This is a genomic window from Superficieibacter electus (genome assembly GCF_002915575.1).
In the GTDB taxonomy this organism is placed as follows: domain Bacteria; phylum Pseudomonadota; class Gammaproteobacteria; order Enterobacterales; family Enterobacteriaceae; genus Superficieibacter; species Superficieibacter electus.
The window spans coordinates 1-23,730 of sequence record NZ_PQGD01000039.1; the positions used below are offsets into that span (position 1 = coordinate 1).

General features: G+C 52.5%; 24 protein-coding genes and 2 pseudogenes. 17 read left to right on the forward strand and 9 right to left on the reverse strand.

Features of this window, described 5'->3' with window-relative positions; genetic code table 11:
• Window positions 1-213 precede the first annotated feature (213 nt).
• Window positions 214-3,221: pseudogene (locus CHU32_RS26435) on the forward strand (Tn3 family transposase).
• Window positions 3,222-3,257: 36 nt separating this feature from the next.
• On the opposite strand, the pseudogene CHU32_RS26440 reads toward CHU32_RS26435, so the two are convergent.
• Window positions 3,258-3,428 (reverse strand): annotated as a pseudogene (locus tag CHU32_RS26440) (TnsA endonuclease N-terminal domain-containing protein); the annotation flags it as partial.
• 610 nt (window positions 3,429-4,038) lie between these two features.
• Window positions 4,039-7,044, reverse strand: a complete 3,006-nt coding sequence (locus tag CHU32_RS26445; protein ID WP_001143760.1) for a Tn3-like element Tn3 family transposase — start codon at window positions 7,042-7,044, stop codon at window positions 4,039-4,041.
• A gap of 163 nt (window positions 7,045-7,207) precedes the next feature.
• On the opposite strand from CHU32_RS26445, the gene CHU32_RS26450 reads away from it, so the two are divergent.
• The 8 genes from CHU32_RS26450 to CHU32_RS26485 all read left to right on the forward strand — a co-directional run bounded on the left by CHU32_RS26450 (window position 7,208) and on the right by CHU32_RS26485 (window position 11,933).
• Window positions 7,208-7,765: a recombinase family protein gene (locus CHU32_RS26450; protein WP_001235713.1), complete on the forward strand. Its 558-nt coding sequence runs from the start codon at window positions 7,208-7,210 to the stop codon at window positions 7,763-7,765.
• A 182-nt stretch (window positions 7,766-7,947) separates the two neighbouring features.
• Window positions 7,948-8,808 carry a broad-spectrum class A beta-lactamase TEM-1 gene (locus tag CHU32_RS26455; RefSeq protein ID WP_000027057.1) on the forward strand — a complete coding sequence of 287 codons (861 nt, stop codon included), beginning with the start codon at window positions 7,948-7,950 and terminating at the stop codon, window positions 8,806-8,808.
• A gap of 329 nt (window positions 8,809-9,137) precedes the next feature.
• The gene (locus CHU32_RS26460) at window positions 9,138-9,518 is read left to right on the forward strand and encodes a hypothetical protein (RefSeq protein WP_001371925.1); all 381 of its coding nucleotides are present in this window, start codon (window positions 9,138-9,140) and stop codon (window positions 9,516-9,518) included.
• A gap of 57 nt (window positions 9,519-9,575) precedes the next feature.
• Entirely contained in the window at window positions 9,576-10,241 is a 666-nt protein-coding gene (locus tag CHU32_RS26465) for a hypothetical protein (protein WP_000490638.1), read from the forward strand.
• A gap of 59 nt (window positions 10,242-10,300) precedes the next feature.
• Window positions 10,301-10,672, forward strand: coding sequence for a hypothetical protein (locus tag CHU32_RS26470; RefSeq protein WP_000916940.1), 372 nt, complete (start codon window positions 10,301-10,303; stop codon window positions 10,670-10,672).
• Window positions 10,673-10,726: 54 nt separating this feature from the next.
• Window positions 10,727-11,032: a hypothetical protein gene (locus CHU32_RS26475; protein ID WP_223152485.1), complete on the forward strand. Its 306-nt coding sequence runs from the start codon at window positions 10,727-10,729 to the stop codon at window positions 11,030-11,032.
• A 25-nt stretch (window positions 11,033-11,057) separates the two neighbouring features.
• Window positions 11,058-11,351 (forward strand): hypothetical protein, encoded by a 294-nt coding sequence (locus CHU32_RS26480; RefSeq protein WP_001100635.1) that lies wholly within the window; start codon window positions 11,058-11,060, stop codon window positions 11,349-11,351.
• A 177-nt stretch (window positions 11,352-11,528) separates the two neighbouring features.
• Window positions 11,529-11,933 carry an H-NS family histone-like protein gene (locus CHU32_RS26485; protein ID WP_001287391.1) on the forward strand — a complete coding sequence of 135 codons (405 nt, stop codon included), beginning with the start codon at window positions 11,529-11,531 and terminating at the stop codon, window positions 11,931-11,933.
• Window positions 11,934-12,539: 606 nt separating this feature from the next.
• On the opposite strand, the gene CHU32_RS26495 is transcribed toward CHU32_RS26485, so the two are convergent.
• The 5 genes from CHU32_RS26495 to merR all read right to left on the reverse strand — a co-directional run bounded on the left by CHU32_RS26495 (window position 12,540) and on the right by merR (window position 15,828).
• Window positions 12,540-13,397 carry an HNH endonuclease signature motif containing protein gene (locus CHU32_RS26495; RefSeq protein WP_000784387.1) on the reverse strand — a complete coding sequence of 286 codons (858 nt, stop codon included), beginning with the start codon at window positions 13,395-13,397 and terminating at the stop codon, window positions 12,540-12,542.
• A 15-nt stretch (window positions 13,398-13,412) separates the two neighbouring features.
• Window positions 13,413-13,721: a hypothetical protein gene (locus tag CHU32_RS26500; RefSeq protein ID WP_001224686.1), complete on the reverse strand. Its 309-nt coding sequence runs from the start codon at window positions 13,719-13,721 to the stop codon at window positions 13,413-13,415.
• Window positions 13,722-14,269: 548 nt separating this feature from the next.
• The gene (locus tag CHU32_RS26505) at window positions 14,270-14,695 is read right to left on the reverse strand and encodes a hypothetical protein (RefSeq protein WP_000278471.1); all 426 of its coding nucleotides are present in this window, start codon (window positions 14,693-14,695) and stop codon (window positions 14,270-14,272) included.
• Window positions 14,696-14,947: 252 nt separating this feature from the next.
• Window positions 14,948-15,307: an HNH endonuclease signature motif containing protein gene (locus CHU32_RS26510; RefSeq protein WP_000194247.1), complete on the reverse strand. Its 360-nt coding sequence runs from the start codon at window positions 15,305-15,307 to the stop codon at window positions 14,948-14,950.
• Between the two features lie 65 nt (window positions 15,308-15,372).
• The gene (gene merR, locus CHU32_RS26515) at window positions 15,373-15,828 is read right to left on the reverse strand and encodes a mercury resistance transcriptional regulator MerR (RefSeq protein WP_001166628.1); all 456 of its coding nucleotides are present in this window, start codon (window positions 15,826-15,828) and stop codon (window positions 15,373-15,375) included.
• Between the two features lie 71 nt (window positions 15,829-15,899).
• On the opposite strand from merR, the gene merT reads away from it, so the two are divergent.
• From merT to CHU32_RS26555, 7 genes are all read left to right on the forward strand, one after another.
• Window positions 15,900-16,265 (forward strand): mercuric ion transporter MerT, encoded by a 366-nt coding sequence (gene merT / locus CHU32_RS26520; RefSeq protein ID WP_001294656.1) that lies wholly within the window; start codon window positions 15,900-15,902, stop codon window positions 16,263-16,265.
• Between the two features lie 15 nt (window positions 16,266-16,280).
• Window positions 16,281-16,556 carry a mercury resistance system periplasmic binding protein MerP gene (gene merP / locus CHU32_RS26525; protein WP_000732275.1) on the forward strand — a complete coding sequence of 92 codons (276 nt, stop codon included), beginning with the start codon at window positions 16,281-16,283 and terminating at the stop codon, window positions 16,554-16,556.
• A gap of 27 nt (window positions 16,557-16,583) precedes the next feature.
• Window positions 16,584-17,009 (forward strand): organomercurial transporter MerC, encoded by a 426-nt coding sequence (gene merC, locus CHU32_RS26530; RefSeq protein ID WP_000522996.1) that lies wholly within the window; start codon window positions 16,584-16,586, stop codon window positions 17,007-17,009.
• 38 nt (window positions 17,010-17,047) lie between these two features.
• A complete protein-coding gene (gene merA / locus CHU32_RS26535) occupies window positions 17,048-18,733 on the forward strand; it encodes a mercury(II) reductase (protein ID WP_000209296.1) in 1,686 nt (561 codons plus the stop codon).
• A gap of 17 nt (window positions 18,734-18,750) precedes the next feature.
• Window positions 18,751-19,116: a mercury resistance co-regulator MerD gene (gene merD / locus CHU32_RS26540; RefSeq protein WP_001277466.1), complete on the forward strand. Its 366-nt coding sequence runs from the start codon at window positions 18,751-18,753 to the stop codon at window positions 19,114-19,116.
• Window positions 19,113-19,349: a broad-spectrum mercury transporter MerE gene (gene merE, locus CHU32_RS26545; RefSeq protein ID WP_001087807.1), complete on the forward strand. Its 237-nt coding sequence runs from the start codon at window positions 19,113-19,115 to the stop codon at window positions 19,347-19,349. The genes merD and merE overlap by 4 nt, the downstream gene beginning before the upstream one ends.
• A 65-nt stretch (window positions 19,350-19,414) precedes the next feature.
• The gene (locus CHU32_RS26555) at window positions 19,415-19,627 is read left to right on the forward strand and encodes a DUF3330 domain-containing protein (protein ID WP_000993245.1); all 213 of its coding nucleotides are present in this window, start codon (window positions 19,415-19,417) and stop codon (window positions 19,625-19,627) included.
• Between the two features lie 8 nt (window positions 19,628-19,635).
• On the opposite strand, the gene lspA is transcribed toward CHU32_RS26555, so the two are convergent.
• Together lspA and CHU32_RS26565 are read right to left on the reverse strand one after the other, a co-directional pair.
• Window positions 19,636-20,712 carry a signal peptidase II gene (gene lspA / locus CHU32_RS26560; protein ID WP_000118563.1) on the reverse strand — a complete coding sequence of 359 codons (1,077 nt, stop codon included), beginning with the start codon at window positions 20,710-20,712 and terminating at the stop codon, window positions 19,636-19,638.
• Complete coding sequence (locus tag CHU32_RS26565) at window positions 20,709-23,114, reverse strand: heavy metal translocating P-type ATPase (RefSeq protein ID WP_012695446.1); 2,406 nt, start codon at window positions 23,112-23,114, stop codon at window positions 20,709-20,711. Before CHU32_RS26565 ends, lspA begins: the two co-directional genes overlap by 4 nt.
• An 85-nt stretch (window positions 23,115-23,199) precedes the next feature.
• Here CHU32_RS26565 and cadR point away from each other — a divergent pair, with 85 nt between their 5' ends.
• Complete coding sequence (gene cadR / locus CHU32_RS26570; RefSeq protein ID WP_000405672.1) at window positions 23,200-23,634, forward strand: Cd(II)/Pb(II)-responsive transcriptional regulator; 435 nt, start codon at window positions 23,200-23,202, stop codon at window positions 23,632-23,634.
• The last annotated feature ends 96 nt before the right edge of the window (window positions 23,635-23,730 follow it).

Here is a 23,730-nt window from a genome sequence, read left to right on the forward strand (position 1 = left end):
GGTAAGCAGAGTTTTTGAAATGTAAGGCCTTTGAATAAGACAAAAGGCTGCCTCATCGCTAACTTTGCAACAGTGCCATACTGTGTAGTATCATAATGCATAAATCACGATTTTTGATACTGACATTCAGTACCGTTTTGGGTGGTATCAAAACTCATAACATTTGAGACGGTTAAAAAGAGAACAGAACACCCGTTTACGAAAGGATGCGTGATGGCTGCTGATTTTCTGACCGACAAACAGACACAGAACTACGGGCGTTATGCCGCAGAGCCAAACGAGATCCAGCTGGCACGGTATTTTCATCTTGATGAGCGAGACCTTACTTTCATCAACCTGCGTAGGGGCAGGCATAACCGGTTGGGAATTGCCCTTCAACTCACAACTGCCCGCTTTCTGGGAACCTTCTTGTCCGATCTCATGCAAATACCGCCCGGTGTCCAGTTTTATGTCGCAAGGCAACTTAACATCCGCTATCCAGAGATCATTTCCCGCTATGCTCAAAGGGAAAACACACGTTGGGAGCACCACGGGCTTATCAGGCAGCACTATAGCTATCATGATTTCGGTGATTTCCCGTGGTCGTTCAGACTGAAGCGATTGCTGTATACCCGTGCATGGCTCAGTAATGAACGCCCCGGACTGATGTTCGATTTTGCCACCGCGTGGTTGCTTCAAAATAAAGTGTTGTTGCCAGCCGCATCCACCCTGACGAGAGTCATTGGTGAAATCCGTGAGCGTGCGACCCGCCGCTTGTGGCGAAAATTGGCCGCGCTGCCAAACCGTTGGCAGACCGCACAACTGGCTGGGTTACTTGAAATCCCCGAAGGACAGCGACTCTCAGTGATGGAGCACCTAAAAAGAGGCCCTGTCACTATCAGCGGCCCCGCGTTCACTGAAGCACTTGAACGTTACACTCGCCTGCGCAGCCTGGAGTTTTCCTGTCTGAATTTCACTGGGCTGCCCGCCATACAGCTCCGCAATCTGGCACGCTATGCCGGAATGGCATCGGTGAAATATATCAGCAGAATGCCAGAAGAACGGCGGCTGGCGATCCTTACCGCATTCGTGAAAGCGCAAGAAATCTCGGCGCTGGACGAGGCCGTTGACGTGCTGGATATGCTGATCCTCAATATTACCCGGGAGGCGAAGAAAACCGGGCAGAAAAAGCGACTTAGGACGCTCAAGGATCTTGACCGCGCGGCGTTGCTGCTGGCGCGGGCATGCGCACTTTTACTTGATGAAGATACCGCCGATGATTTGCTGCGAAAGACCATATTCAGCAGTGTGTCTGTCGCCAGACTGGCAGAGTCCGTGGAAAAAGTGAATGAACTGGCCCGCCCCCAGGATACAAACTTTCAGGATGAAATGGTGGAGCAATACGGACGGGTAAGGCGTTTTTTGCCCGCACTACTGCGCGATCTGCACTTCCGTGCGGCCCCAGACGGTGAACATACCTTGGCTGCCATCCATTACCTGGCAGAGCTAAACGGCTCGAAAAAACGGATCCTGGACGATGCACCTGAACATATCATTTCAGGCCCTTGGAAACGCCTGGTGTACGATGCTGACGGTCGGATACAGCGAGCAGGTTACTCGTTGTGTCTGCTGGAGCGACTTCAGGATGCGCTACGCCGTCGTGACATCTGGTTGGAAAACAGCGATCGTTGGGGTGATCCGCGCCAAAAACTTCTTCAGGGGGAGGAATGGCAGGCGCAGCGGGTTCCAGTCTGCCGGGCATTGGGTCACCCCACTAATGGCAGTAAAGCATCGGAGCAATTGGCCGCTCAGTTAGATGAAACCTGGAAAACGGTGGCATCACGTTTTGATCGCAATACCGCCGTGGACATCTGCAATGAAGGTAAACATCCTTCGCTGACCATCAGCAGCCTGGATAAATTGGATGAACCACCGGCGCTGATACAACTGAGCAGCCGAGTCAGACAATTGCTTCCACCCGTTGACCTGACAGAACTGTTGCTCGAGATTGACGCCAGAACTGGCTTCACCCGTGAATTCAGCCATGTCAGCGAGTCAGGTGCCCGTGCGCAGGATCTGCATATAAGCCTGTGTGCGGTGATGCTGGCTGAGGCCTGCAATATCGGACATGAGCCGCTGATCAAGCACAATATCCCTGCACTGACTCGCCATCGTCTGAGCTGGGTGAAACAGAACTACATCCGAGCAGAAACGCTGGTTAGCGCCAATGCGCGGCTGGTTGATTTTCAGTCCTCGTTAGCGTTGGCAGGATACTGGGGGGCGGGGAGGTAGCCTCCGCTGATGGTATGCGTTTTGTCACGCCAGTGAAAACGGTGAATTCTGGCCCCAACAGAAAATACTTTGGTTCAGGGCGCGGCATCACCTGGTACAACTTTGTCTCTGACCAATATTCGGGTTTTCATGGCATAGTGATTCCTGGAACACTGCGGGATTCCATCTTTGTGCTGGAAGGGCTACTTGAGCAACAAACGGGACTAAACCCGGTTGAAATCATGACGGACACAGCAGGTACCAGTGACATTATCTTTGGCCTGTTCTGGCTACTGGGATACCAATTTTCACCTCGTCTGGCGGATGCGGGTGAGGCTGTGTTCTGGCGGGCCGACAAAGCAGCGAATTACGGGGCGTTGGACAAACTGGCGCGGGGTTGTGTTGACCTTTCTAAAATCGAAAGCCACTGGGATGAGATGATGCGGGTTGCCGGTTCGCTGAAGCTGGGCACTATTCATGCGTCAGAACTCATTCGATCGCTATTGAGAAGTACCCGACCGTCAGGGCTTGCTCAGGCAATAATGGAGGTCGGAAGAGTTAACAAGACACTGTATCTTCTCAACTATATTGATGATGAGGACTATCGTCGCCGGATCCTAACACAGTTGAACCGGGGTGAAGGCCGCCATGCCGTTGCAAGAGCCATCTGCTACGGTCAGCGTGGCGAGATCAGAAAACGTTACCGCGAGGGGCAGGAAGATCAGTTGGGTGCGCTGGGTCTGGTGACAAACGCAGTGGTGCTGTGGAATACGCTTTATATGCAGGAAGCCTTGTCGCACCTGCGCAGCATCGGGGAAGGGCCAGAGGATGAACATATCGCGCGGCTTTCGCCTCTGATGCACGGTCATATCAACATGCTGGGACATTATACGTTCACACTACCGGAGGATATTATGAAGGGGGAATTGAGGCCGTTAAATCTCAATTTAAACAATGAATTATCTCCTTAGCGTGGTTTTTTACATCATTGGCCCTCAAACCCCATGATGATGGTTTCGAAACGTCTTAAGGCCAAAGACTATCGAACGGTTTCCACGGGATTTAACGTCCTGAGCTCTAAGCCAGGGCTGATAACTTTGGCCATAGCCCACTCCTATGCCGTCACCTAGCGCATTTTCATAATCCAAATAGGATTTGAGACGCCTACCCCTACCCATGATCGTACCCAAAAAACGACATTGATACGTACCTATATGTGCATTTTATAGTCTCCAACCCTATAACCACACATTCAGTAAGCATACAACATTAGCGTCGTTTTTTGAGAATGGTTACAACTTTAGTGCTTTGTGTACAACTTTATTGTCTTCGGACAGTAGGACCCTCTAAAACCAATAGAATTTACGTAGAAACGCGTTTAGTAAAGGCTTTACTAATTACTAATGACTAACATATTAGCACTTTCAGATCTGTCAGCAATAACCCCGGGCGGCGAAATAATGAGAAGAGTTCTTCCGGAGAGCCTTTTCTTTCTATCTGATTGATTTTTAACACTTTTAAATGTCAGCTTTATGTAAACCTGTGGGATTTACTCCTAATTAAATCCCATAGTATGAAAATTAGGCATTTGCAAACCTTAATGACGTGACGTTGTCACGTAAATCAATGGAATTTAGTCTCTAGTAAAGAGTTAACTAGTGACTAACTGCCTGATCGGTGTGCTTGAACGGTGCACTTCAGGCCGGATATAAAAATTGATGAGAGATATACAGAAAATGATGGACCGGCTTAATAGGGGTCTGACGCTCAGTGGAACGAAAACTCACGTTAAGCAACGTTTTCTGCCTCTGACGCCTCTTTTAATGGTCTCAGATGTCCTTTGGTCACCAGTTCTGCCAGCGTGAAGGAATAATGGCCGAGCATATTGATATGTCCGTGGCAAAGCGGGGAGAGGCGTGCGATATCTTCATCATTCAGTGTTTCACCCTGCGCCCGGAGATGATCCAGGGCTGCCTGCATATAAATAGTGTTCCATAACACGACGGCGTTAGTGACCAGCCCCAGTGTGCCCAGTTGATCTTCCTGACCGTCGGTATATCGTTTTCTTATCTCACCTTTTTGACCGTGACAGATGGCTCTGGCAACGGCATGGCGACTTTCTCCCCGATTAAGCTGGGTCAGAATGCGCCGGCGGTAATCTTCATCATCAATATAATTAAGCAGATACAGCGTTTTGTTGATGCGCCCCACTTCAATGATTGCCTGAGTCAGTCCGGAAGGACGTTCACTTTTCAGCAATGAACGGACCAGCACTGAAACCTGTACTTTGCCCAGCTTCAGGGAGCCAGCGGTCCGGATCATTTCGTCCCACTGAAGGACTATTTTTCGGGGATCTGATTGCCCTCTGGCAATATCATTCAGCACGCCATAGTCGGCATCATGGTCCATTCGCCAGAAAACCGAAGCACCGGCATCAGCCAGGCGTGGAGAAAACTGGTATCCCAGCAGCCAGAAAAGGCCAAAGACAAGTTCGCTGGCACCTGCTGTATCGGTCATAATTTCGGTTGGATTCAGCCCGGTCTCCTGTTCCAGAAGACCTTCCAGCACAAAGATAGAGTCCCTCAGCGTCCCCGGTATAACGATGCCATGAAAGCCGGAATACTGATCGGACACAAAGTTGTACCAGGTGATCCCTCTGTTATTACCAAAGTATTTGCGGTTCGGTCCGGCATTGATTGTTCTGACTGGCGTAACAAAGCGCATTCCATCTGCAGATGCCACTTCTCCTCCACCCCATATCTGTGCCAGTGGCAGCGTTGCCTGAAAATCAACCAGTCTGGCATTAGCGCTGGTGATAGTTTCAGCCCGCAGATAGTTCGCTTTTGTCCAGTTCAGCCGGTGTCGGGTCAGTGCAGGAACATTTGATCTGATCAGTGGTTCCAGACCGATATTGCAGGCTTCAGCCATCAGCACGGCGCTGATGCTGACGGGCAGATCATCAACTCTGGCACTGGCTTCACTAGCATGGAAAAACTCATCAGCAAATCCGGTATGGGCGTTAATTTCGAGCAGCAACTCCGTTAAATCCACCGGAGGGAGTAGATCACTGATCATTTTGCTCAGTCGTTTCAGACTGTCCGGCTCATCAAGACTGGCGAGGGGAGAAATTGTCAACCGGGGCTTCGGGCCAGAAACATCGAGTTCGACAGCCTCATTTTCGCAAAGACGTGCAGCAACCTGTCTGTAACGACTATCAAGCTGATGACCCAGAGATTTTATTGCTTCCTGCGGGTCTGTCGGGTGCCCCAAAGAACGATAAACCTTAATCCGGTTTGCCTGCCAGTCAGCACCCTGTAGTAATCTTGCACGAGGATCTCCCCACCGGTTACTGCCGGTAACGTAGACATCCCTCCGCCTCAGACTATCCTGCAGTTTACTGAGAAAGCAGAGCGTGTATCCCCTGCGGGTGATATGTTTTTCCTTGTTAATCACCAGCCGTTTCCATGACCGACTGATAATTTCCGTTGGTGCGTCGTCAAAAAACTGCCGCCGTGAGCTGAACTCCCGGCTGAGGTAGTCACAGGCATTCAGAGTGGTAACCCCGGCAGGTGCGGATGAAAATTTAACGGTATTCAGCAGATGGGGCAGGAAACGACGAACGCGCCCGTACTGCTCCACCATTTCTTCATGAAAATTATCGTCTGAGGGCCGGGCAATTTCACGGACAAGCGTGATGATTTCAGCCAGCTTTTGCCTTGGGATGTAGCTGAACACCTCAGCACGAATCGATTCGTCCGGTGTTTCTTCTTTCAGCAGGTACGAACATGCGCTGGCGAGCGCCAATGCAGATTTATCCAGATCCTTCAGCGAGCGGAGCCGTTTTTTCTGCCCAATCTTTCTGGCGTCACGGATGATAACGGCCAGCATGGCGTCCAGAACGTCCAATGCATCATCCAGCGCCAGCGTTTCCCATGCAAGGACAAAGGCAACCAGAACCGCCATCCTTTTCTGCGGTGACATCCTGGCAATATTGAACACCGAAGTCATACCAGCATAACGTGCGAGATTTTTCAGGCGCACAGCCGGGAGTGTACTCAGGTTTTCAGCATGCAGGCCAAAATCGTTCAGAGTTTTCCAGCGTTCAATTGCTTCATTAAACGCCGGACCACTGATGGTCACAGGGCCCTTTTTCAGTGATTCCAGTAAAGACAGGCGGCTGCAATCAGTTGGCCCCAGCAGCATCTCCAGCTGTGAACGCTGTTCGGCTGACGGTATCAGTGCCAGTTTGTTCCACAGGCGCAACGTCGCCTTTTCCCTTACCTCTGAAATCAACCGGGTCAGCGTAGTGGCTCCGGGGAGAATAATACGATGTTGCATAAGCCACCCTGTCGCCAGATCGAAAAGCAGGCCAGGACGTTCATTGCTTATCCAGCTCCGGGTATATAAAAGACGGGTAAGGCGAAATGTCCAGGGCCAGGCAAATTCACGATACTGATAGTGCTGACGTATCAGCGCTGCATGCTCACGGCGGGTATTTTCCCTCTGACCGTATTCTGCAAGAACGGTGATATCACGAATCCCGAGCTGTCTGGCGGTAAAATGCCGGACGCCGGAAGGAATATGATTCATATCGGTGAGGAAGGTGCCCAGAAAACGGACACATCCAATTTGCAGGGCAATGCCCAGACGGTTGTGATCACCTCTGCTTTTTCCGATAAATTCCTTGTCTGCTTCATCAAGGTGAAAATATCGTGCCAGCTGAAGCTCATCCGGTTCACCGGTGAATCTGCCATAGCTTTCAGTCTGCTCAGTGGTCAGAAAGTCAACGGGCATATCGGCCTCCCTGCCTGACGGGCATTTAGTAACATTTTTCCAACCGTACGAAATGTTATAAATTATCGGACATCGTAAAACTGTTACATTAATATGTCTATTAAATCGTAAATTTGTAATAATAGACATGAGTTGTCCGATATTCGATTTAAGGTACATTTTTATGCGACTTTTTGGTTACGCTCGGGTCTCAACCAGTCAGCAGTCTCTTGATCTTCAGGTCAGAGCACTCAAAGACGCAGGTGTGAAAGCAAACCGTATATTTACCGATAAGGCATCCGGCAGTTCAACAGACCGGGAAGGGCTGGATTTGCTGAGGATGAAGGTGGAGGAAGGTGATGTCATTCTGGTTAAGAAGCTCGACCGTCTTGGCCGCGACACTGCCGATATGATCCAACTGATAAAGGAATTTGACGCTCAGGGCGTGGCAGTCCGGTTCATTGATGACGGGATCAGTACCGACGGTGATATGGGGCAAATGGTGGTCACCATCCTGTCGGCTGTGGCACAGGCTGAACGCCGGAGGATCCTAGAACGCACGAATGAGGGCCGACAGGAAGCAAAGCTGAAAGGAATCAAATTTGGCCGCAGGCGTACCGTGGACAGGAACGTCGTGCTGACGCTTCATCAGAAGGGCACTGGTGCAACGGAAATTGCTCATCAGCTCAGTATTGCCCGCTCCACGGTTTATAAAATTCTTGAAGACGAAAGGGCCTCGTGATACGCCTATTTTTATAGGTTAATGTCATGATAATAATGGTTTCTTAGACGTCAGGTGGCACTTTTCGGGGAAATGTGCGCGGAACCCCTATTTGTTTATTTTTCTAAATACATTCAAATATGTATCCGCTCATGAGACAATAACCCTGGTAAATGCTTCAATAATATTGAAAAAGGAAGAGTATGAGTATTCAACATTTTCGTGTCGCCCTTATTCCCTTTTTTGCGGCATTTTGCCTTCCTGTTTTTGCTCACCCAGAAACGCTGGTGAAAGTAAAAGATGCTGAAGATCAGTTGGGTGCACGAGTGGGTTACATCGAACTGGATCTCAACAGCGGTAAGATCCTTGAGAGTTTTCGCCCCGAAGAACGTTTTCCAATGATGAGCACTTTTAAAGTTCTGCTATGTGGTGCGGTATTATCCCGTGTTGACGCCGGGCAAGAGCAACTCGGTCGCCGCATACACTATTCTCAGAATGACTTGGTTGAGTACTCACCAGTCACAGAAAAGCATCTTACGGATGGCATGACAGTAAGAGAATTATGCAGTGCTGCCATAACCATGAGTGATAACACTGCTGCCAACTTACTTCTGACAACGATCGGAGGACCGAAGGAGCTAACCGCTTTTTTGCACAACATGGGGGATCATGTAACTCGCCTTGATCGTTGGGAACCGGAGCTGAATGAAGCCATACCAAACGACGAGCGTGACACCACGATGCCTGCAGCAATGGCAACAACGTTGCGCAAACTATTAACTGGCGAACTACTTACTCTAGCTTCCCGGCAACAATTAATAGACTGGATGGAGGCGGATAAAGTTGCAGGACCACTTCTGCGCTCGGCCCTTCCGGCTGGCTGGTTTATTGCTGATAAATCTGGAGCCGGTGAGCGTGGGTCTCGCGGTATCATTGCAGCACTGGGGCCAGATGGTAAGCCCTCCCGTATCGTAGTTATCTACACGACGGGGAGTCAGGCAACTATGGATGAACGAAATAGACAGATCGCTGAGATAGGTGCCTCACTGATTAAGCATTGGTAACTGTCAGACCAAGTTTACTCATATATACTTTAGATTGATTTAAAACTTCATTTTTAATTTAAAAGGATCTAGGTGAAGATCCTTTTTGATAATCTCATGACCAAAATCCCTTAACGTGAGTTTTCGTTCCACTGAGCGTCAGACCCCTAATAAGCCAGCCTTTCTTGGGATGATTGATGATGTTGAACACGCTATAAAGCGAAAATGCCCCTTTTTAACCTATAGGTTGGGCACTATGAGTAAGATACAATCAAATCGCCAGTCAGATGGCTAATTTCATTTTGACCAAAGCGGGCTATTTCAAGCGTTATCGCTGAGACGAGGCTTCAATGACAAGTACACTTGACCCATCACACAAGCAAATTGAAATGTGGCGCAGAGCTACCGGTTCCGAAGGTGGACTCAACGAATACCGCAACTGGGTTCTGGAAAATAGTATGAGATTTACAGCATACGGTATCCATACCGTTATCGTCGAAGGTGAGGCGAAGCATATAACAGCGCTTGATGATGTTACCCTCTGTAACGAGTGGGCGAAGCTTAAAAGAGAAAACAATAGGCTTTACGCAGCAAATGAAAAAATTTGCTCTGGCTGGCGTGGTTTTGTGTTGCGTTTGTTAGGAATAACACTGTCATGCAGAAAACCGGTCATCTTACTGGGGGCAGACGCGAAGAATCAAAATGATGCCGTGAAAGGGGCTGATTTGTAATTTTCAGGCGAGCCCACCGTTCTTAGAAAGCTGTTCTATGGGTATGTAAGGAAGATAATGTTCTCTGAACGCTCAGTACACTTAATCACTTCCTGTACAAAGGGCAAGAATCATCAGGGCCACGTCTGGCCGACATTGGACATAGATCCAAAACAAACCCCGGACGACGCAGCATATGCCTGGAGTAACATTGTAGACGACGCCAGAAGTAATCAGGCGGTACCGGCATTGTCCTTGTATTCAGGTAATCACTGGTCTACGGCAAAGGAAATTTTAAACTCAACCAGAAATCTGGAGTTGTGGATAATCTCTGCCGGGATGGGGTTTTTAAATAGTCGAGATCGGGTGCCCTCTTACGAGGCGACATTTCATCAAGTACCATTCAGGCATGATCTCTGGTGGAAAGCCATCACAAAATCACTAGGAAAGCATAACCGTTGCGCAACTATAAGCCAGTTAATGCAGTCCAGTCCGAATGATGAATATTTGATTGCGGCTTCGCCTGTTTATATTGCTGCTGTCCAGAATGACATCCTGAAGGGCATTGAGAGTTTGACTCATCCTCTTACGCAACTAACGATCGTGACATCAGGGGCATATGCTGGCCCACTTGAAGAATACTTAATTAAGAGTTCTTCTAGGATGATGAAAGAGCTAGAGTGCAATATGGTGTGCCTGAATATAAAACTGGCTCAATACATACTTAAAAGTGGTAGTCGTTAGAACTAGACTGTTAATGATACAATTCTCCTGTTATTTTATTTTTATAAAAGGTCTCAAATATGCTCAAAAACAGATTTTCTTTATTGTGTCTTGCTGTGGCATCGTCACTTACTCTTACTGCTTGCGATGTAGTTGATGCTGCCTATGACGAGACTTTAAATGATAATGCACCCGAAATTGTAATAGCTGGAGGATTCAAAATTGATATCCAAGGTAATGCAGTTCCGGTTGAGGGATATGATAATTGCTCTTTGAATACTCTTCAGGGAAGCGTTGATACGGATAAATCAAATTGTATTGTTCTGGATAGAACACGTAAAAAAGTACCGGTTCTAGTTCATTTGTCATCCGGTCCCGTCAAAGAAGAATGGAAGATCGAGCACCAGGTTGAAAAACCAAATCCGGCAAAAATTTCATCCAAACTCGTATGATTAGACCTGACGGTAACTTTGTAGTGCCTGCATCCTCAGAACGAGGGATCTTTAGTGGCAAACATTACAGTCAAGCCAGCTAAGTCAAGTCTATCCGTTCAAACAGAAAAAGGTTTCTTAAAAATGACGTTATCCGCTGCATTGCAAGGCACTTTTAAAGAGATGAGGAAAGACAATACAGTAGGCATCACAGTTCAAACTTGTTCAGATATTTTTGACAGCAATGTTCCTCCGGCTTATGTTTTCTGGCTTTATCGTCTCAAAGCGGGAGAAACTTTGCCGCGCGGAAGGTTCTTCAGAAAAAGAAAGCCAATCATCAATGTTATGGCAGTTGTTCATGATGCTGCATTCGAAAAATAACTGCGCTATCAGGAAAGTTACTTTTATGAACGTAATTGCAGCTGGAATTTTTTGCTTTATTTTTTACCCTACAGCTTTCGCTTATGCTTGTTATAAAAAGAGATGGCTAGAGTGGATTTTTCTTACTTTAATTATAATTTTTGCTTCTGCCATTTCGATTCAACAATACAATGAAGCGAATTTTGTAAGTGAGTTAAATTACCCTATGTTTATCTCCGCCATATATGGCCTGTCACTGGCATGGTTTCCTTTTCCGATTGCTTATGTTGTTCTGCGCTTCCTTCTTGATGATTTACAGCATGAGTACCCTAAACAGTGAGCAGATTTTAAGACTCATGAACAACATCGAAAGCACGAAACAGTCTGCACAAGGAAGATAAGGAGTATTCTTAGCAAGATATCTTTGTACCTGAAGACATAAAGCTGGCATCTTTTTCCTTATAGAGTGTATTATGATTAAGTAAATCCTTATCAAAGAATTAGAAAGTGAGGTCGTATGTCTGAAGCACTCAAATCGTTAAACAATATTCGTACTCTTCGCGCCCAGGGCCGCGAGCTGCCTTTAGAAGTACTTGAGGAAATCCTCGAAAAGCTTAATGTCATTGTTGATGAGCGTCGTCAGGAAGAATCATCCAAAGCTGCCGAACTGCAAGCTCGTCAGGAGAAACTTGACGCCCTGCGTAAGTTAATGGAAGAAGATGGTATCAACCCGGAAGAGCTGCTTGGCTCATTCCAGGCCAAATCTACGGCTACCAAGAAAAGCCGTGAACCACGCCCGGCCAAATACTCATTTACTGATGAAAATGGCGAAACAAAAACGTGGACTGGACAGGGCCGTACCCCCAAAGCTCTGGCAGAACAAATTGCAGCCGGTAAAAGTCTTGATGATTTCCTGATCTAACTTTTGCCACCAGTTTTGATAGAGGCCACTTCGGTGGCCTTTTCTCATACGGAATCAATTTCAGGTACAGAACATATGAAAAATTCAGAACCTAAGAGCTGTGATCCCTATGTGGACAGTTTGATTAGAAATGCAGATGCAAAGGAAGCCAGGTCATTTCTCAAAATATTGAAGCCCTTACCATTCCTTATCGTTATCATCGCTGTATTCTTTTTTTGGGTATCGTTTTCCCGTTTATTATCCCAGGTCGCGTAAAACCTTTTTAAAGACTCTTCTTTACCAGATATGCTCCCTCACCGGGATGGTTTCAACCTCTTCAGTTTCCCATATTGGCAAAACCTTCAGGAAATAAGACGATACCCTCCACGCTTTCCATTAAAGCGGGATGACGACGCCCAGTTCTTACGACCAGACTCCACGTTTTCGATTAGGATGCCTTTGGGCCCTTCTAACGAGGCCACCTCAACAACTCGCACTTTCCGGATCAGTCTTGGATCCACTTCTTCCCAGATCTGGCCAACTGTAATATCTTTTTGGGTTTGCATTTAATCTCTCGCTGTCATTTAGTGAACAAGACTAATCCTCGCCGTGGTTCAGCTTATGGCTTTATTTACGCTGACGATCCTTAGCCTTAAATTTTTGCCATCGTATCCGAAGGTTTTCGATGTTAACCGGAACCTGCATGCGTGTCGTCTCTATCTCATTCCCATGCCATTTCAGGAGATCATCATCCAACTCCCGGGCCTCCCGGCTGAAGTAAATTTTCATAGTGTCAGGGTTTATGGCGCAATGGTCATTGTCGAACAGTGTATGGATATCACGGCGAAGTAAAATTCCGTTCGTTACGTCGGGAATGCCTTCTTCATGACGTGGCGTTAAGTGCGCGGCCTCAGTACGCCAGGGGGACCTTACGCCGGTGACAACACATCGCCCGTAGCAATTCAACCTAACATCCCGGGCGAAAGGACCTTGGTCAGGACTGGTGACAGAAGTACATTCCTGGCCCTCTTTGTAGATACGCTTCGGGAAGTCGATAGTGGTTTGAGCTGTTTGGGAAAGTGACACATACGTAACCCCTTTGTATCTCTTTATCCCACCATTAAAAGTGGTAGGAATCGAGCTGGTTATGGCCACCAGTTTCACATCGCCCATTTCGACGATCTTAAGGCTCTTATTAGCGGCTACATGTAACTGGATGAATTTACCTACATACACATCATGGTTCTCATCTTGTCTTTCAACACACAGAACGACATGGTCGAAGGTTCTCTTGTCAGAGATTACCCAGTTGCCGGTTTTCACACGGCCTGCTTCACTCACCCCTGCGGTAAGATCGGGTATGAGCGTCCCCTGCATGCCGTCAGTTCGAATTGAAAGAATTTCACCCGATAAACCCAGCTCTGCAAGCTCACTAATAAACGGTCTTTTCATCCGGCTTACCGGTTTTGGCTTCGTCATTTTCATCTTTGCTGTAACACCTCAGTACCCCATTGCTCGTTCCTGGCGGGACAGCCGTTCATCAGCAGCCTGAAGACGCTCATCACGCCGCCGTGCTGCCAGAACCCGTCGTTCTGAAAAAGACATAGCCGCTACGTTTGGTACGCTGAGCTTACCGTCACCGGCACAAACGTCACAGCGAACATCAAATGCTCCGGCAAAATACTTTTCACGCATTTCTGGCTCCCACTCAGCCATTTCTGATTGGGTGAATCCATTTTCAAAGGCCGGGTTTTCCATGGTCCCGTGGCCTTCGCACTGGTGACAGATTATGTACTTAAATTTGCGCATGTAACGCTCCTGTATATGATGGATGAACCACTCTCGTTCAGGGTTATGGCGAAATGTTTATCGCCGCAGCGAGAGATTCAGTCTTGCTATCAATATTCCTGAAGGTTGTCCGCCTGATTTCAGGGAAAGCATTCATTCACTGGCCGGTTCTACCTTATTATTCATACAGATTAAAGTAGTTGTGCCTACTACTGCGGTCACCTTCCTTGACAAAGTAAGCAAAGTTTGAAAAATTTAACACCGACGAAAGGCCATACCTTCGTTAGTGTGCGAAAGCCGCTTGCGAGCGACGGAATAGGTGAAAGCTTTAGTCAGGGTTAATTACCCTGTCTGCGGTGATGGGATGGCTCAGGCGTATATCATCACTCCTTCCAAAGTCCGTACACACTCTTTCAGCCTTTGCAGAAATGCAGGGGCTGTTTCATATCAGACAAGCGCAATGAAATTTTCAAATGCTTTCCAGAAATTCAAAGGCCTTAAGCTTTATCTGTATCTTACGGTCCCCGCACGGAAAGTAACTTTCCTGAACAGGAACCGCCTTGCCAGCCTTAACTTTCTAAACGGTTAAAGTTACACCAGGCTGTAAATGGTGAAACAGTTTTTGAAGCCCATGAAACACCGCTGTCGGAAAGATAACTAGCCCCAAGACGTCTAACTTCTTTTTGATGTAGAGCTAATTCTTTCGGATCGGCAATATCTTCCACCACGCTCATCATGGCAATCTGAACTCCGGGAGATGCCATTTTATAAGCTGTCGAGCTTGCAACTGAATTTTTCAGGATTGCCAATCTTTCTTTTTCTGGTCGCCCGTTGTCAGACGTATTCGCGTACGTTGTACCCGCAACTAACAATGGAAGACTGGCGTTGGCACAGAACTGCATAACGCGTTTTTGCTGGAGCTGTAATTCAGTGGCTGCAAATGCTTTACTGCATCCGAGGATCCCGATAATCATCACTAATGCTGTTTTATACATAAAATTGAAACCGTCCTTATTGAACTTTAAATGTTGCGGTTAACACTGTGTGGAGATGTATGGACTGGATAATACCCACATGCCTGCGCCTGCCAGTATACCGGCTCAGGTATTAAACCTAAGAGATCTGGTGCACCGGATTTTACCTTTTCATTTCGGTTTTATCTTGAGCCTGGCTCTTGAGTTTAAATTTAAAGGTATGGCGCATGCAGGTTTCACTGACGGGTTTTCACACATCCCGGCTGTAACCCATCATTGTTCATGAGCCAGGCCCTGGTATCCTGCCCAGCGTACGGCCAGCCGCTCTAAGTCCAGATCGTACACCAGCGGTGTGATTTTACGGCCTTCAAACAGCTCGCCCAGCTCAATGCCTGGCTTAAAATGAACGGTCAGGGTGGCCGGATCTATGCCCATAAGATCGGCATCAAACAGAGCATGCATTGTTGGAGTCATCAGGATGCCATTAGACGGATTGTACCGGGTTCCATGTTCAATGTGTGCCGCATCCAGGACACCGCCATTAACCCAACCGGTTACCGCACAACGGCCCGCGAAATTCTCGATGAGCAGAGCTTTAAATTTACCCTGTGCCACGCCACTACGTTGCGTCACTACGCGCTCGCAGTGCTCACCCTGGATATCTAGGGGTCGTCTCAGAATTCGGAAAATAAAGCACGCTAAGGCGTAGTCACCCCGTGACTCCCCCGCGCCGATGCAGCGAGCTTCGTTCCGTCTTGCAGTGACGCAATCAGCGGGCAGGAAACGTTCCCTTTCCGCGCATGGCAGGCGCACACCAGTTCAGACAGCACGGCCTCCATGCGTGCCAAGTCGGCCATCTTCTCGCGCACATCCTTGAGCTTGTGCTCGGCCAGGCCGCTGGCTTCCTCGCAATGGGTGCCATCCTCCAGCCGCAGTAGCTCGGCGATTTCGTCCAGGCTAAAGCCCAGCCGCTGGGCCGATTTCACGAACCGCACTCGTGTTACATCCGCCTCGCCATAGCGGCGAATGCTGCCATAGGGCTTGTCTGGCTCCGGCAGCAGGCCCTTGCGCTGGTAGAACCGGATGGTCTCCACATTGACCCCGGCCGCCTTGGCAAAAACGCCAATGGTCAGATTCTCAAAATTAATTTGCATATCGCTTGACTCCGTACATAACTACGGAAGTAAGCTTAAGCTATCCAAACCAAATTTGAAAGGACAAGCGTATGTCTGAACCACAAAAGTCTGAACCACAAAACGGGCGCGGCGCGCTCTTCGCCGGTGGGCTGGCCGCCATTCTTGCGTCGGCCTGCTGCCTGGGGCCGCTGGTTTTGATCGCCTTGGGGTTCAGCGGGGCATGGATCGGCAACCTGACGGTGCTGGAACCCTATCGCCCGATCTTCATCGGCGCAGCGCTGGTCGCGCTGTTTTTCGCCTGGCGGCGCATCTACCGCCCGGCGCAAGCCTGCAAACCGGGTGAGGTCTGCGCGATTCCCCAAGTGCGAGCTACTTACAAGCTCATTTTCTGGATCGTGGCCGCGCTGGTCCTGGTCTCGCTCGGATTTCCCTACGTCATGCCATTTTTCTATTAATCACAGGAGTTCATCATGAAAAAACTGTTTGCCGCCCTCGCCCTCGCTGCCGTTGTTGCCCCCGTGTGGGCCGCCACCCAGACCGTCACGCTGTCCGTGCCTGGCATGACCTGCGCCTCTTGCCCGATCACTGTCAAGCACGCGCTTTCCAAGGTTGAGGGCGTGAGCAAGACCGACGTAAGTTTCGACAAGCGCCAGGCCGTCGTCACCTTCGACGATGCCAAGACCAACGTCCAGAAGTTGACCAAGGCGACCGAGGACGCGGGCTATCCGTCCAGCCTCAAACGCTGATCCGTTAACCGAACTCGGGAGCGACACATGGGACTCATCACGCGCATCGCTGGCAAAACCGGCGCGCTCGGCAGCGTCGTTTCCGCGATGGGCTGCGCCGCCTGTTTTCCTGCCATCGCCAGCTTTGGCGCGGCCATCGGACTGGGCTTCTTGAGCCAGTACGAGGGGCTATTCATTGGCATCCTGCTGCCGATGTTCGCCGGCATCGCGTTACTCGCCAATGCTATCGCTTGGCTCAATCATCGACAGTGGCGACGCACGGCGCTCGGCACGATAGGCCCGATCTTGGTGCTGGCAGCGGTGTTTTTAATGCGGGCTTACGGCTGGCAGAGCGGTGGACTGCTCTATGTCGGCCTGGCCTTGATGGTTGGGGTGTCGGTCTGGGATTTCATCTCGCCAGCACATCGCCGCTGCGGGCCGGACAGCTGTGAATTGCCAGAACAACGTGGCTGACGGCAACAGCCGTAGCCACCACAGAAAAGGAAAAATACATGACCACCCTGAAAATCACCGGGATGACCTGCGACTCGTGCGCGGCTCACGTCAAGGAAGCCTTGGAGAAAGTGCCCGGCGTGCAATCGGCGCTGGTGTCCTATCCGAAGGGCACAGCGCAACTCGCCATTGAGGCGGGCACGTCATCGGATGCGCTGACTACCGCCGTGGCCGGACTGGGCTACGAGGCAACGCTTGCCGATGCGCCACCGACGGACAACCGCGCCGGCCTGCTCGACAAGATGCGCGGCTGGATAGGGGCCGCTGATAAGCCCAGTGGCAACGAACGCCCGTTGCAGGTCGTCGTCATTGGTAGCGGTGGAGCCGCGATGGCGGCAGCACTGAAGGCCGTCGAGCAAGGCGCGCAGGTCACGCTGATTGAGCGCGGCACCATCGGCGGCACCTGCGTCAACGTCGGTTGTGTGCCGTCCAAGATCATGATCCGCGCCGCCCACATCGCCCATCTGCGCCGGGAAAGCCCATTCGACGGCGGCATGCCACCCACACCGCCGACGATCTTGCGCGAGCGGCTGCTGGCCCAGCAGCAGGCCCGTGTCGAAGAACTCCGTCATGCCAAGTACGAAGGCATCCTGGACGGCAATTCAGCCATCACCGTTCTGCACGGTGAAGCGCGTTTCAAGGACGACCAGAGCCTTATCGTTAGTTTGAACGAGGGTGGCGAGCGCGTCGTGATGTTCGACCGCTGCCTGGTCGCCACGGGTGCCAGCCCGGCGGTCCCGCCGATTCCGGGCTTGAAAGAGTCACCCTACTGGACTTCCACCGAGGCCCTGGCGAGCGACACCATTCCCGAACGCCTTGCCGTAATCGGCTCGTCGGTGGTGGCGCTGGAGCTGGCGCAAGCCTTTGCCCGGCTGGGCAGCAAGGTCACGGCCCTGGCGCGCAATACCTTGTTCTTCCGTGAAGACCCGGCCATCGGCGAGGCGGTGACAGCCGCTTTCCGTGCCGAGGGCATCGAGGTGCTGGAGCACACGCAAGCCAGCCAGGTCGCCCATATGGACGGTGAATTCGTGCTGACCACCACGCACGGTGAATTGCGCGCCGACAAGCTGCTGGTCGCCACCGGCCGGACACCGAACACGCGCAGCCTGGCATTGGAAGCGGCGGGGGTAGCCGTCAATGCGCAGGGGGCCATCGTCATCGACAAGGGCATGCGCACCAGTAGCCCGAACATCTACGCGGCCGGCGACTGCACCGACCAGCCGCAGTTCGTCTATGTGGCGGCAGCGGCCGGCACTCGTGCGGCGATCAACATGACTGGCGGCGATGCGGCCCTGGACCTGACCGCAATGCCGGCCGTGGTGTTCACCGACCCGCAGGTCGCCACCGTGGGCTACAGCGAGGCGGAAGCACATCACGACGGGATCGAGACCGACAGTCGCCTGCTAACACTGGATAACGTGCCGCGTGCGCTTGCCAACTTCGACACACGCGGCTTCATCAAGCTGGTCATCGAGGAAGGTAGCGGACGGCTCATCGGCGTGCAAGCGGTGGCCCCGGAAGCGGGTGAACTGATCCAGACGGCGGTGCTCGCCATTCGCAACCGTATGACCGTGCAGGAACTGGCCGACCAATTGTTCCCCTACCTGACCATGGTCGAAGGGCTGAAGCTCGCGGCGCAGACCTTCAGCAAGGACGTGAAGCAGCTTTCGTGCTGCGCCGGATGAGGAAAAGGAGGTGTTCAATGAGCGCCTACACAGTGTCCCGGCTGGCCCTTGATGCCGGGGTGAGCGTGCATATCGTGCGCGACTACCTGCTGCGCGGATTGCTACGGCCGGTCGCGTACACCACGGGCGGCTACGGCTTGTTCGATGACACCGCGTTGCAACGGCTGCGCTTTGTACGGGCTGCCTTCGAAGCGGGTATCGGCCTGGACGCACTGGCGCGGCTGTGCCGGGCGCTGGATGCTGCGGACGGTGACGGTGCGTCTGCGCAGCTTGCCGTGTTGCGGCAACTCGTCGAGCGTCGGCGCGAGGCCCTGGCCAGCCTCGAAATGCAACTGGCCGCCATGCCAACCGAACCGGCACAGCACGCGGAGAGTCTGCCATGAACAGCCCAGAGCACTTGCCGTCTGAGACGCACAAACCGATCACCGGCTACTTGTGGGGCGCGCTGGCCGTGCTCACCTGTCCCTGCCATTTGCCGATTCTCGCCATTGTGCTAGCCGGCACGACGGCCGGCGCGTTCATCGGGGAGCACTGGGGTATTGCAGCCCTCACGCTGACCGGCTTGTTTGTCCTGTCTGTGACGCGGCTGCTGCGGGCCTTCAAGGGAAGATCATGACCGCTTCCCAGCCAGCCGAGAGTGGGCAGCTTTGAGCTTCGCTACCAATCTGGAGGAGTACCACCATGAACGCAAACGCCCCGAACACTGCCAGTTGCACCACCTGCTGCGTATGCTGCAAAGAAATTCCGCTCGATGCCGCCTTCACCCCGGAAGGCGCGGAATACGTCGAACATTTCTGCGGGCTGGATTGCTATGAACGCTTCCAGGCACGCGCCAAGGCCGCGACAGAATCTGACATTGCGCCTGTCCCTGGCGGTTCGCAGCCGTCAGATTGAGGCATAGCTTAACCGGACACCTCGGCCTCTGTGCCTTTACTGCTTTTCGGTACAACCGTCAAGAACAGGCAGAGCGCTCCGATAGTTATCGCCACATCAGCGAGGTTGAAGGCGGGCCAGTGCGCAAGTCGCCAATGGAAGTCAAGGAAATCAACAACCTGTCCACGCAGCACACGATCCGCGACATTGCCCAGCGCACCGCCGAGGATCAGGCTGTAGCCCATCGCTTCGAGACGTGGCCGTTGCTGGCACAGCATGCGCCCCAGCCAAGCAGAAACAGCCAGACCCAGCGTGATGAAAAAGTAACGTTGCCAGCCACCAGCGTTCGCCAAAAAGCTGAATGCCGCACCCGGATTCAGGACATGAACGAGGTTGAAAAACGGGGTGATTTCGACTTGCTCACCGTAGGCAAACGTGCGGATGATGGCGAACTTCGTGAGCTGATCGGTCATGACAGCACTGGCGGCCACGGTGAACCAGACCCAAGCCGATGTGCGGCGGGCCGATTGCCACACAGGGGCGGCCAACGGCAGCAACCACCCGGCGAGTGCCGTGCAGCTCCATCCCAGCGTCCACCCCGCCAACACATCGGCCGGAAAGTGCATTCCGGCCGCGATGCGCGACCAGCCGACCAATGTGGCGTACAGCATTAAACTGAGACGACCACGGCGGCCCATCAAAGGCCAGAGCGCACCGACCACCATCGCGGCATAGGTGGCATGCCCGCTGGGCAGGCTGTAGTGAAGCTCTTTGTCCCCGATGACGCGCGCCAGGTCGCCAAGGACGGCAGGCGGGCGTGGAAAGTCGAACCATAGCTTCAAGGCGGTGGCGACCAATAACGCCAGCAAGAAGGCCGCGCTAAAACCAATAAGGCGATGCCGAACGGCCGTACCACGCGCCGGGTTTGTAGCCGATTTCGACCACCACCACAGACCCAACAGCATCAGCGGCGCTGTCCAGTAACTTCCCACGAGGCCAAAGAACCATGCCAGTGGTTTCAGCGTGGCGGGCGTGCCTGTGTTGATGGCTTGAAACAACGCGATGTTCAGGCCACCCCAGTCATAGAGAAAGAGTTTCCAGCTCATCGGCGCAACAACCTCAAGCCGTTGCCGACAACAAGCAAGCTGGCACCCATATCGGCGAACACAGCCATCCACATGGTCGCGTGACCCGTGAAGGTGAGCACCAAAAATACCGCCTTGATGCCAAGGGCCAGCACAATGTTTTGCATCAGCACCTGTGCTGTCGCACGCGACAGGCGCACGAAGGTCGGAATCTTGCGCAGGTCATCGTCCATCAGGGCCACGTCGGCGGTTTCAATAGCGGTATCTGTGCCCGCCGCTCCCATTGCAAAGCCAATGTCCGCACGCGCCAAGGCCGGTGCGTCGTTGATGCCATCACCGACCATGCCAACCTTGCCGTTTCTGGACAATTGCTCCACTTCGCGCAGTTTGTCGTCGGGCAGTTGGTTGCCTTGCGCGCGGTCAATGCCGGCTTGTGCGGCGATGGCCTGTGCCGTGTGGGGGTTATCGCCGGTCAACATCACGGTGTTGATGCCCAGAGCATGCAGCTCGGCGATGGCTCTCTTGCTGCTGTCCTTGATGGTGTCCGCAACGGCGAATAAGCCATGTACCCCTTTTGCGCCCACCAGCATCACGACGGTCTTGCCAGCGGTTTCCAGCGCAGCGATGCGCTGCTCCAGCTCTGGTGTGCACTGCCCCAGCTCTTCGAGCATCCGGTGGTTGCCCAGATGGTAGGTCGCACCGTTGATTTGGCCTTGCACACCCCGACCGGGCAGCGCGTTGAATTCGGCCACGTCGAGCAAGGCAACCCCGTCCGTCTGCGCGGCCTGTGCCACCGCCTTGGATACAGGATGGTCCGAGCGGGCCGCCAGACTGGCAGCGATGCTGCGGCTGTCCGAGGCGAGTGCATTGCCCCATGTGACAAAGTCGGTCTGTGCGGGCTTGCCGTGCGTGATCGTGCCGGTCTTGTCCAGAGCCAGCCAGCGCAGCTTGCGGCCTTCTTCCAGATAGACGCCACCTTTGATGAGAATGCCGTGGCGGGCGGCGGCGGCCAGGCCGCTGACGATGCTGACCGGTGTAGAGATCACCAGTGCGCACGGGCAGGCGACCACCAGCAGAACCAATGCACGGTAGATCCAGTCGAGCCATGCCGCACCCATGAACAGCGGCGGCAACAACGCGACGGCGATGGCAACGCCGAATACAACGGGGGTGTACCAGCGGGCGAACTGATCGACAAAACGCTGAGTCGGCGCACTACTACCTTGCGCAGCCTCTACCGCGTGAATGATCCGGGCCAAAGTGGAGTTGTTGGCCAAGGCGGTGACGCGGTACTCGAACGAGCCGGATTCGTTGATCGTGCCAGCGAACACCGAATCACCGGGGGATTTTTCGACCGGGAGGCTTTCACCCGTGATCGGGGCTTGGTTGACGGCAGAGCGGCCTTCCAGCACCTCACCATCAAGGGCGATGCGCTCACCTGGTTTGACCCGGACGCGGGCGCCGATGGTGATTTGCTTGGCGCCCACCTCGCGCCATGTGCCGTCAGCCTGCTGTACCGTGGCCTGTTCCGGGGTCAGGTCGAGCAGGCCACGGATAGCGTTACGAGCGCGATCCAGCGATTTGGCTTCGATTACCTCGGCCAGCGCGAACAGTACCATCACCATTGCCGCTTCGGGCCAGTGGCCGATCAACATGGCACCCGTGACCGCAATCGACATGAGGGCGTTCATGTTGAGATTACGGTTCTTGAGCGCGATCCACCCCTTCTTGTAGGTGGAGAGGCCACCCGTGAAGACCGCGACAAGCGCCAGAACGACAACCGACCAGTGATTGCCGTTGTGGAGCCAGTAGACCGCCTCGGCCGCCGATGCAGTGACCAAGGAGATGCCCAGCGGCCACCAGTTGGTCGGCGTGGTCACAGGGGCGGCGGATGGAGATGCGACCTCTGCCGTGTCCACGACCTGCGCCTCGAATCCAAGCGCTTGCAGTGCCACGAGCACGTCTGGCAGAACCTGGTTCGCATGGCGTACCGACAGCGTGCGCTGCATCAGGTTGAAATCGAGATCAGCAACACCGGCCACGGTGCCGAGCTTGTTGCGGATCAACGTCTCTTCGGTCGGGCAATCCATCTTGGCAATGGACAGCTTGGTCGTCTGCTCGGCCGACGCCTGATCCATGCGCACAGCTTGCATGCCGATGGCCTTCAGCGCCTGCTCGACGGGAGACAACGAAGGCAATTCGTGTCGCACGGTCAAGGTACGTTGCATCAGGTTGAATTCAAGACCCGCCACCCCCGCCAGACCGGCCAGTTTGCTTCGGATCAGCGCCTCTTCGGTCGGGCAATCCATGTTCTCGATGCGGTACACCGCTTGAGCCGATCCGGTTGCCAGCGGGGCCGGTGCCGTGGGTTGGATGATCGGCTCAGTCGTGCAGCCACACCCCTTTGAAGCGCATTCGCTCATGAGTAACTCCTGAAAATCTTCTATTCAGCCTCCATTAAAATCTCTATAGTCACTATAGAGTCAAGTGATAATTGGAGATTGATGCATGGAAATCAGAATTGGCGACCTCGCCAAGCGCTCTGGGTGCGAGGTCGTGACCATCCGCTACTACGAGAAGGAAGGGCTACTGCCAAAGCCAGCGCGAAGCGGTGGCAACTTTCGGTTGTACGGTGAGGCGCACATTGAGCGCTTGCAATTCATCCGTCATTGCCGTTCGCTCGACATGACGTTGAGCGAGATTCGCGCATTGCTGGGTCTGCGAGACAACCCGATGCAGGACTGTGGGGAGGTCATCACGCTGCTGGAGGCCCATATTCAACAGGTGGAAATGCGTGTGTCCGCGCTGTTGCAGTTAAAACGGCACTTGGTTGATTTGCGCGAGAAGTGTTCTGGCTCTCGATCTGTAGAGGCGTGCGGCATTTTGCAAGGGTTGGGCAATTGCCATGGTGAAAGTGCCACGAACAGTCAAACATCTGGGTAAGTAAGGGCTTAGCGTGCTTTATTTAATGAGATGGTCACTCCCTCCTTCCCGGTACTATGCTGAGGACAGGCTTTCATTCGGAGAACTATCATGGAA

What these genes read in the sequence shown, in the direction of transcription:
- merR (WP_001166628.1), bottom strand. Translation starts at nt 15,828, where the DNA reads ATGCAAATTAATTTTGAGAATCTGACCATTGGCGTTTTTGCCAAGGCG.
- CHU32_RS26505 (WP_000278471.1), bottom strand. Translation starts at nt 14,695, where the DNA reads ATGTATAAAACAGCATTAGTGATGATTATCGGGATCCTCGGATGCAGT.
- CHU32_RS26565 (WP_012695446.1), bottom strand. Translation starts at nt 23,114, where the DNA reads ATGAGCGAATGCGCTTCAAAGGGGTGTGGCTGCACGACTGAGCCGATC.
- cadR (WP_000405672.1), top strand. Translation starts at nt 23,200, where the DNA reads ATGGAAATCAGAATTGGCGACCTCGCCAAGCGCTCTGGGTGCGAGGTC.
- merD (WP_001277466.1), top strand. Translation starts at nt 18,751, where the DNA reads ATGAGCGCCTACACAGTGTCCCGGCTGGCCCTTGATGCCGGGGTGAGC.
- CHU32_RS26460 (WP_001371925.1), top strand. Translation starts at nt 9,138, where the DNA reads ATGACAAGTACACTTGACCCATCACACAAGCAAATTGAAATGTGGCGC.
- merT (WP_001294656.1), top strand. Translation starts at nt 15,900, where the DNA reads ATGTCTGAACCACAAAAGTCTGAACCACAAAACGGGCGCGGCGCGCTC.
- merE (WP_001087807.1), top strand. Translation starts at nt 19,113, where the DNA reads ATGAACAGCCCAGAGCACTTGCCGTCTGAGACGCACAAACCGATCACC.
- CHU32_RS26500 (WP_001224686.1), bottom strand. Translation starts at nt 13,721, where the DNA reads ATGCGCAAATTTAAGTACATAATCTGTCACCAGTGCGAAGGCCACGGG.
- merA (WP_000209296.1), top strand. Translation starts at nt 17,048, where the DNA reads ATGACCACCCTGAAAATCACCGGGATGACCTGCGACTCGTGCGCGGCT.
- merC (WP_000522996.1), top strand. Translation starts at nt 16,584, where the DNA reads ATGGGACTCATCACGCGCATCGCTGGCAAAACCGGCGCGCTCGGCAGC.
- CHU32_RS26470 (WP_000916940.1), top strand. Translation starts at nt 10,301, where the DNA reads ATGCTCAAAAACAGATTTTCTTTATTGTGTCTTGCTGTGGCATCGTCA.
- lspA (WP_000118563.1), bottom strand. Translation starts at nt 20,712, where the DNA reads ATGAGCTGGAAACTCTTTCTCTATGACTGGGGTGGCCTGAACATCGCG.
- CHU32_RS26480 (WP_001100635.1), top strand. Translation starts at nt 11,058, where the DNA reads ATGAACGTAATTGCAGCTGGAATTTTTTGCTTTATTTTTTACCCTACA.
- CHU32_RS26495 (WP_000784387.1), bottom strand. Translation starts at nt 13,397, where the DNA reads ATGAAAATGACGAAGCCAAAACCGGTAAGCCGGATGAAAAGACCGTTT.
- CHU32_RS26555 (WP_000993245.1), top strand. Translation starts at nt 19,415, where the DNA reads ATGAACGCAAACGCCCCGAACACTGCCAGTTGCACCACCTGCTGCGTA.
- CHU32_RS26465 (WP_000490638.1), top strand. Translation starts at nt 9,576, where the DNA reads ATGTTCTCTGAACGCTCAGTACACTTAATCACTTCCTGTACAAAGGGC.
- CHU32_RS26485 (WP_001287391.1), top strand. Translation starts at nt 11,529, where the DNA reads ATGTCTGAAGCACTCAAATCGTTAAACAATATTCGTACTCTTCGCGCC.
- merP (WP_000732275.1), top strand. Translation starts at nt 16,281, where the DNA reads ATGAAAAAACTGTTTGCCGCCCTCGCCCTCGCTGCCGTTGTTGCCCCC.
- CHU32_RS26450 (WP_001235713.1), top strand. Translation starts at nt 7,208, where the DNA reads ATGCGACTTTTTGGTTACGCTCGGGTCTCAACCAGTCAGCAGTCTCTT.
- CHU32_RS26455 (WP_000027057.1), top strand. Translation starts at nt 7,948, where the DNA reads ATGAGTATTCAACATTTTCGTGTCGCCCTTATTCCCTTTTTTGCGGCA.
- CHU32_RS26445 (WP_001143760.1), bottom strand. Translation starts at nt 7,044, where the DNA reads ATGCCCGTTGACTTTCTGACCACTGAGCAGACTGAAAGCTATGGCAGA.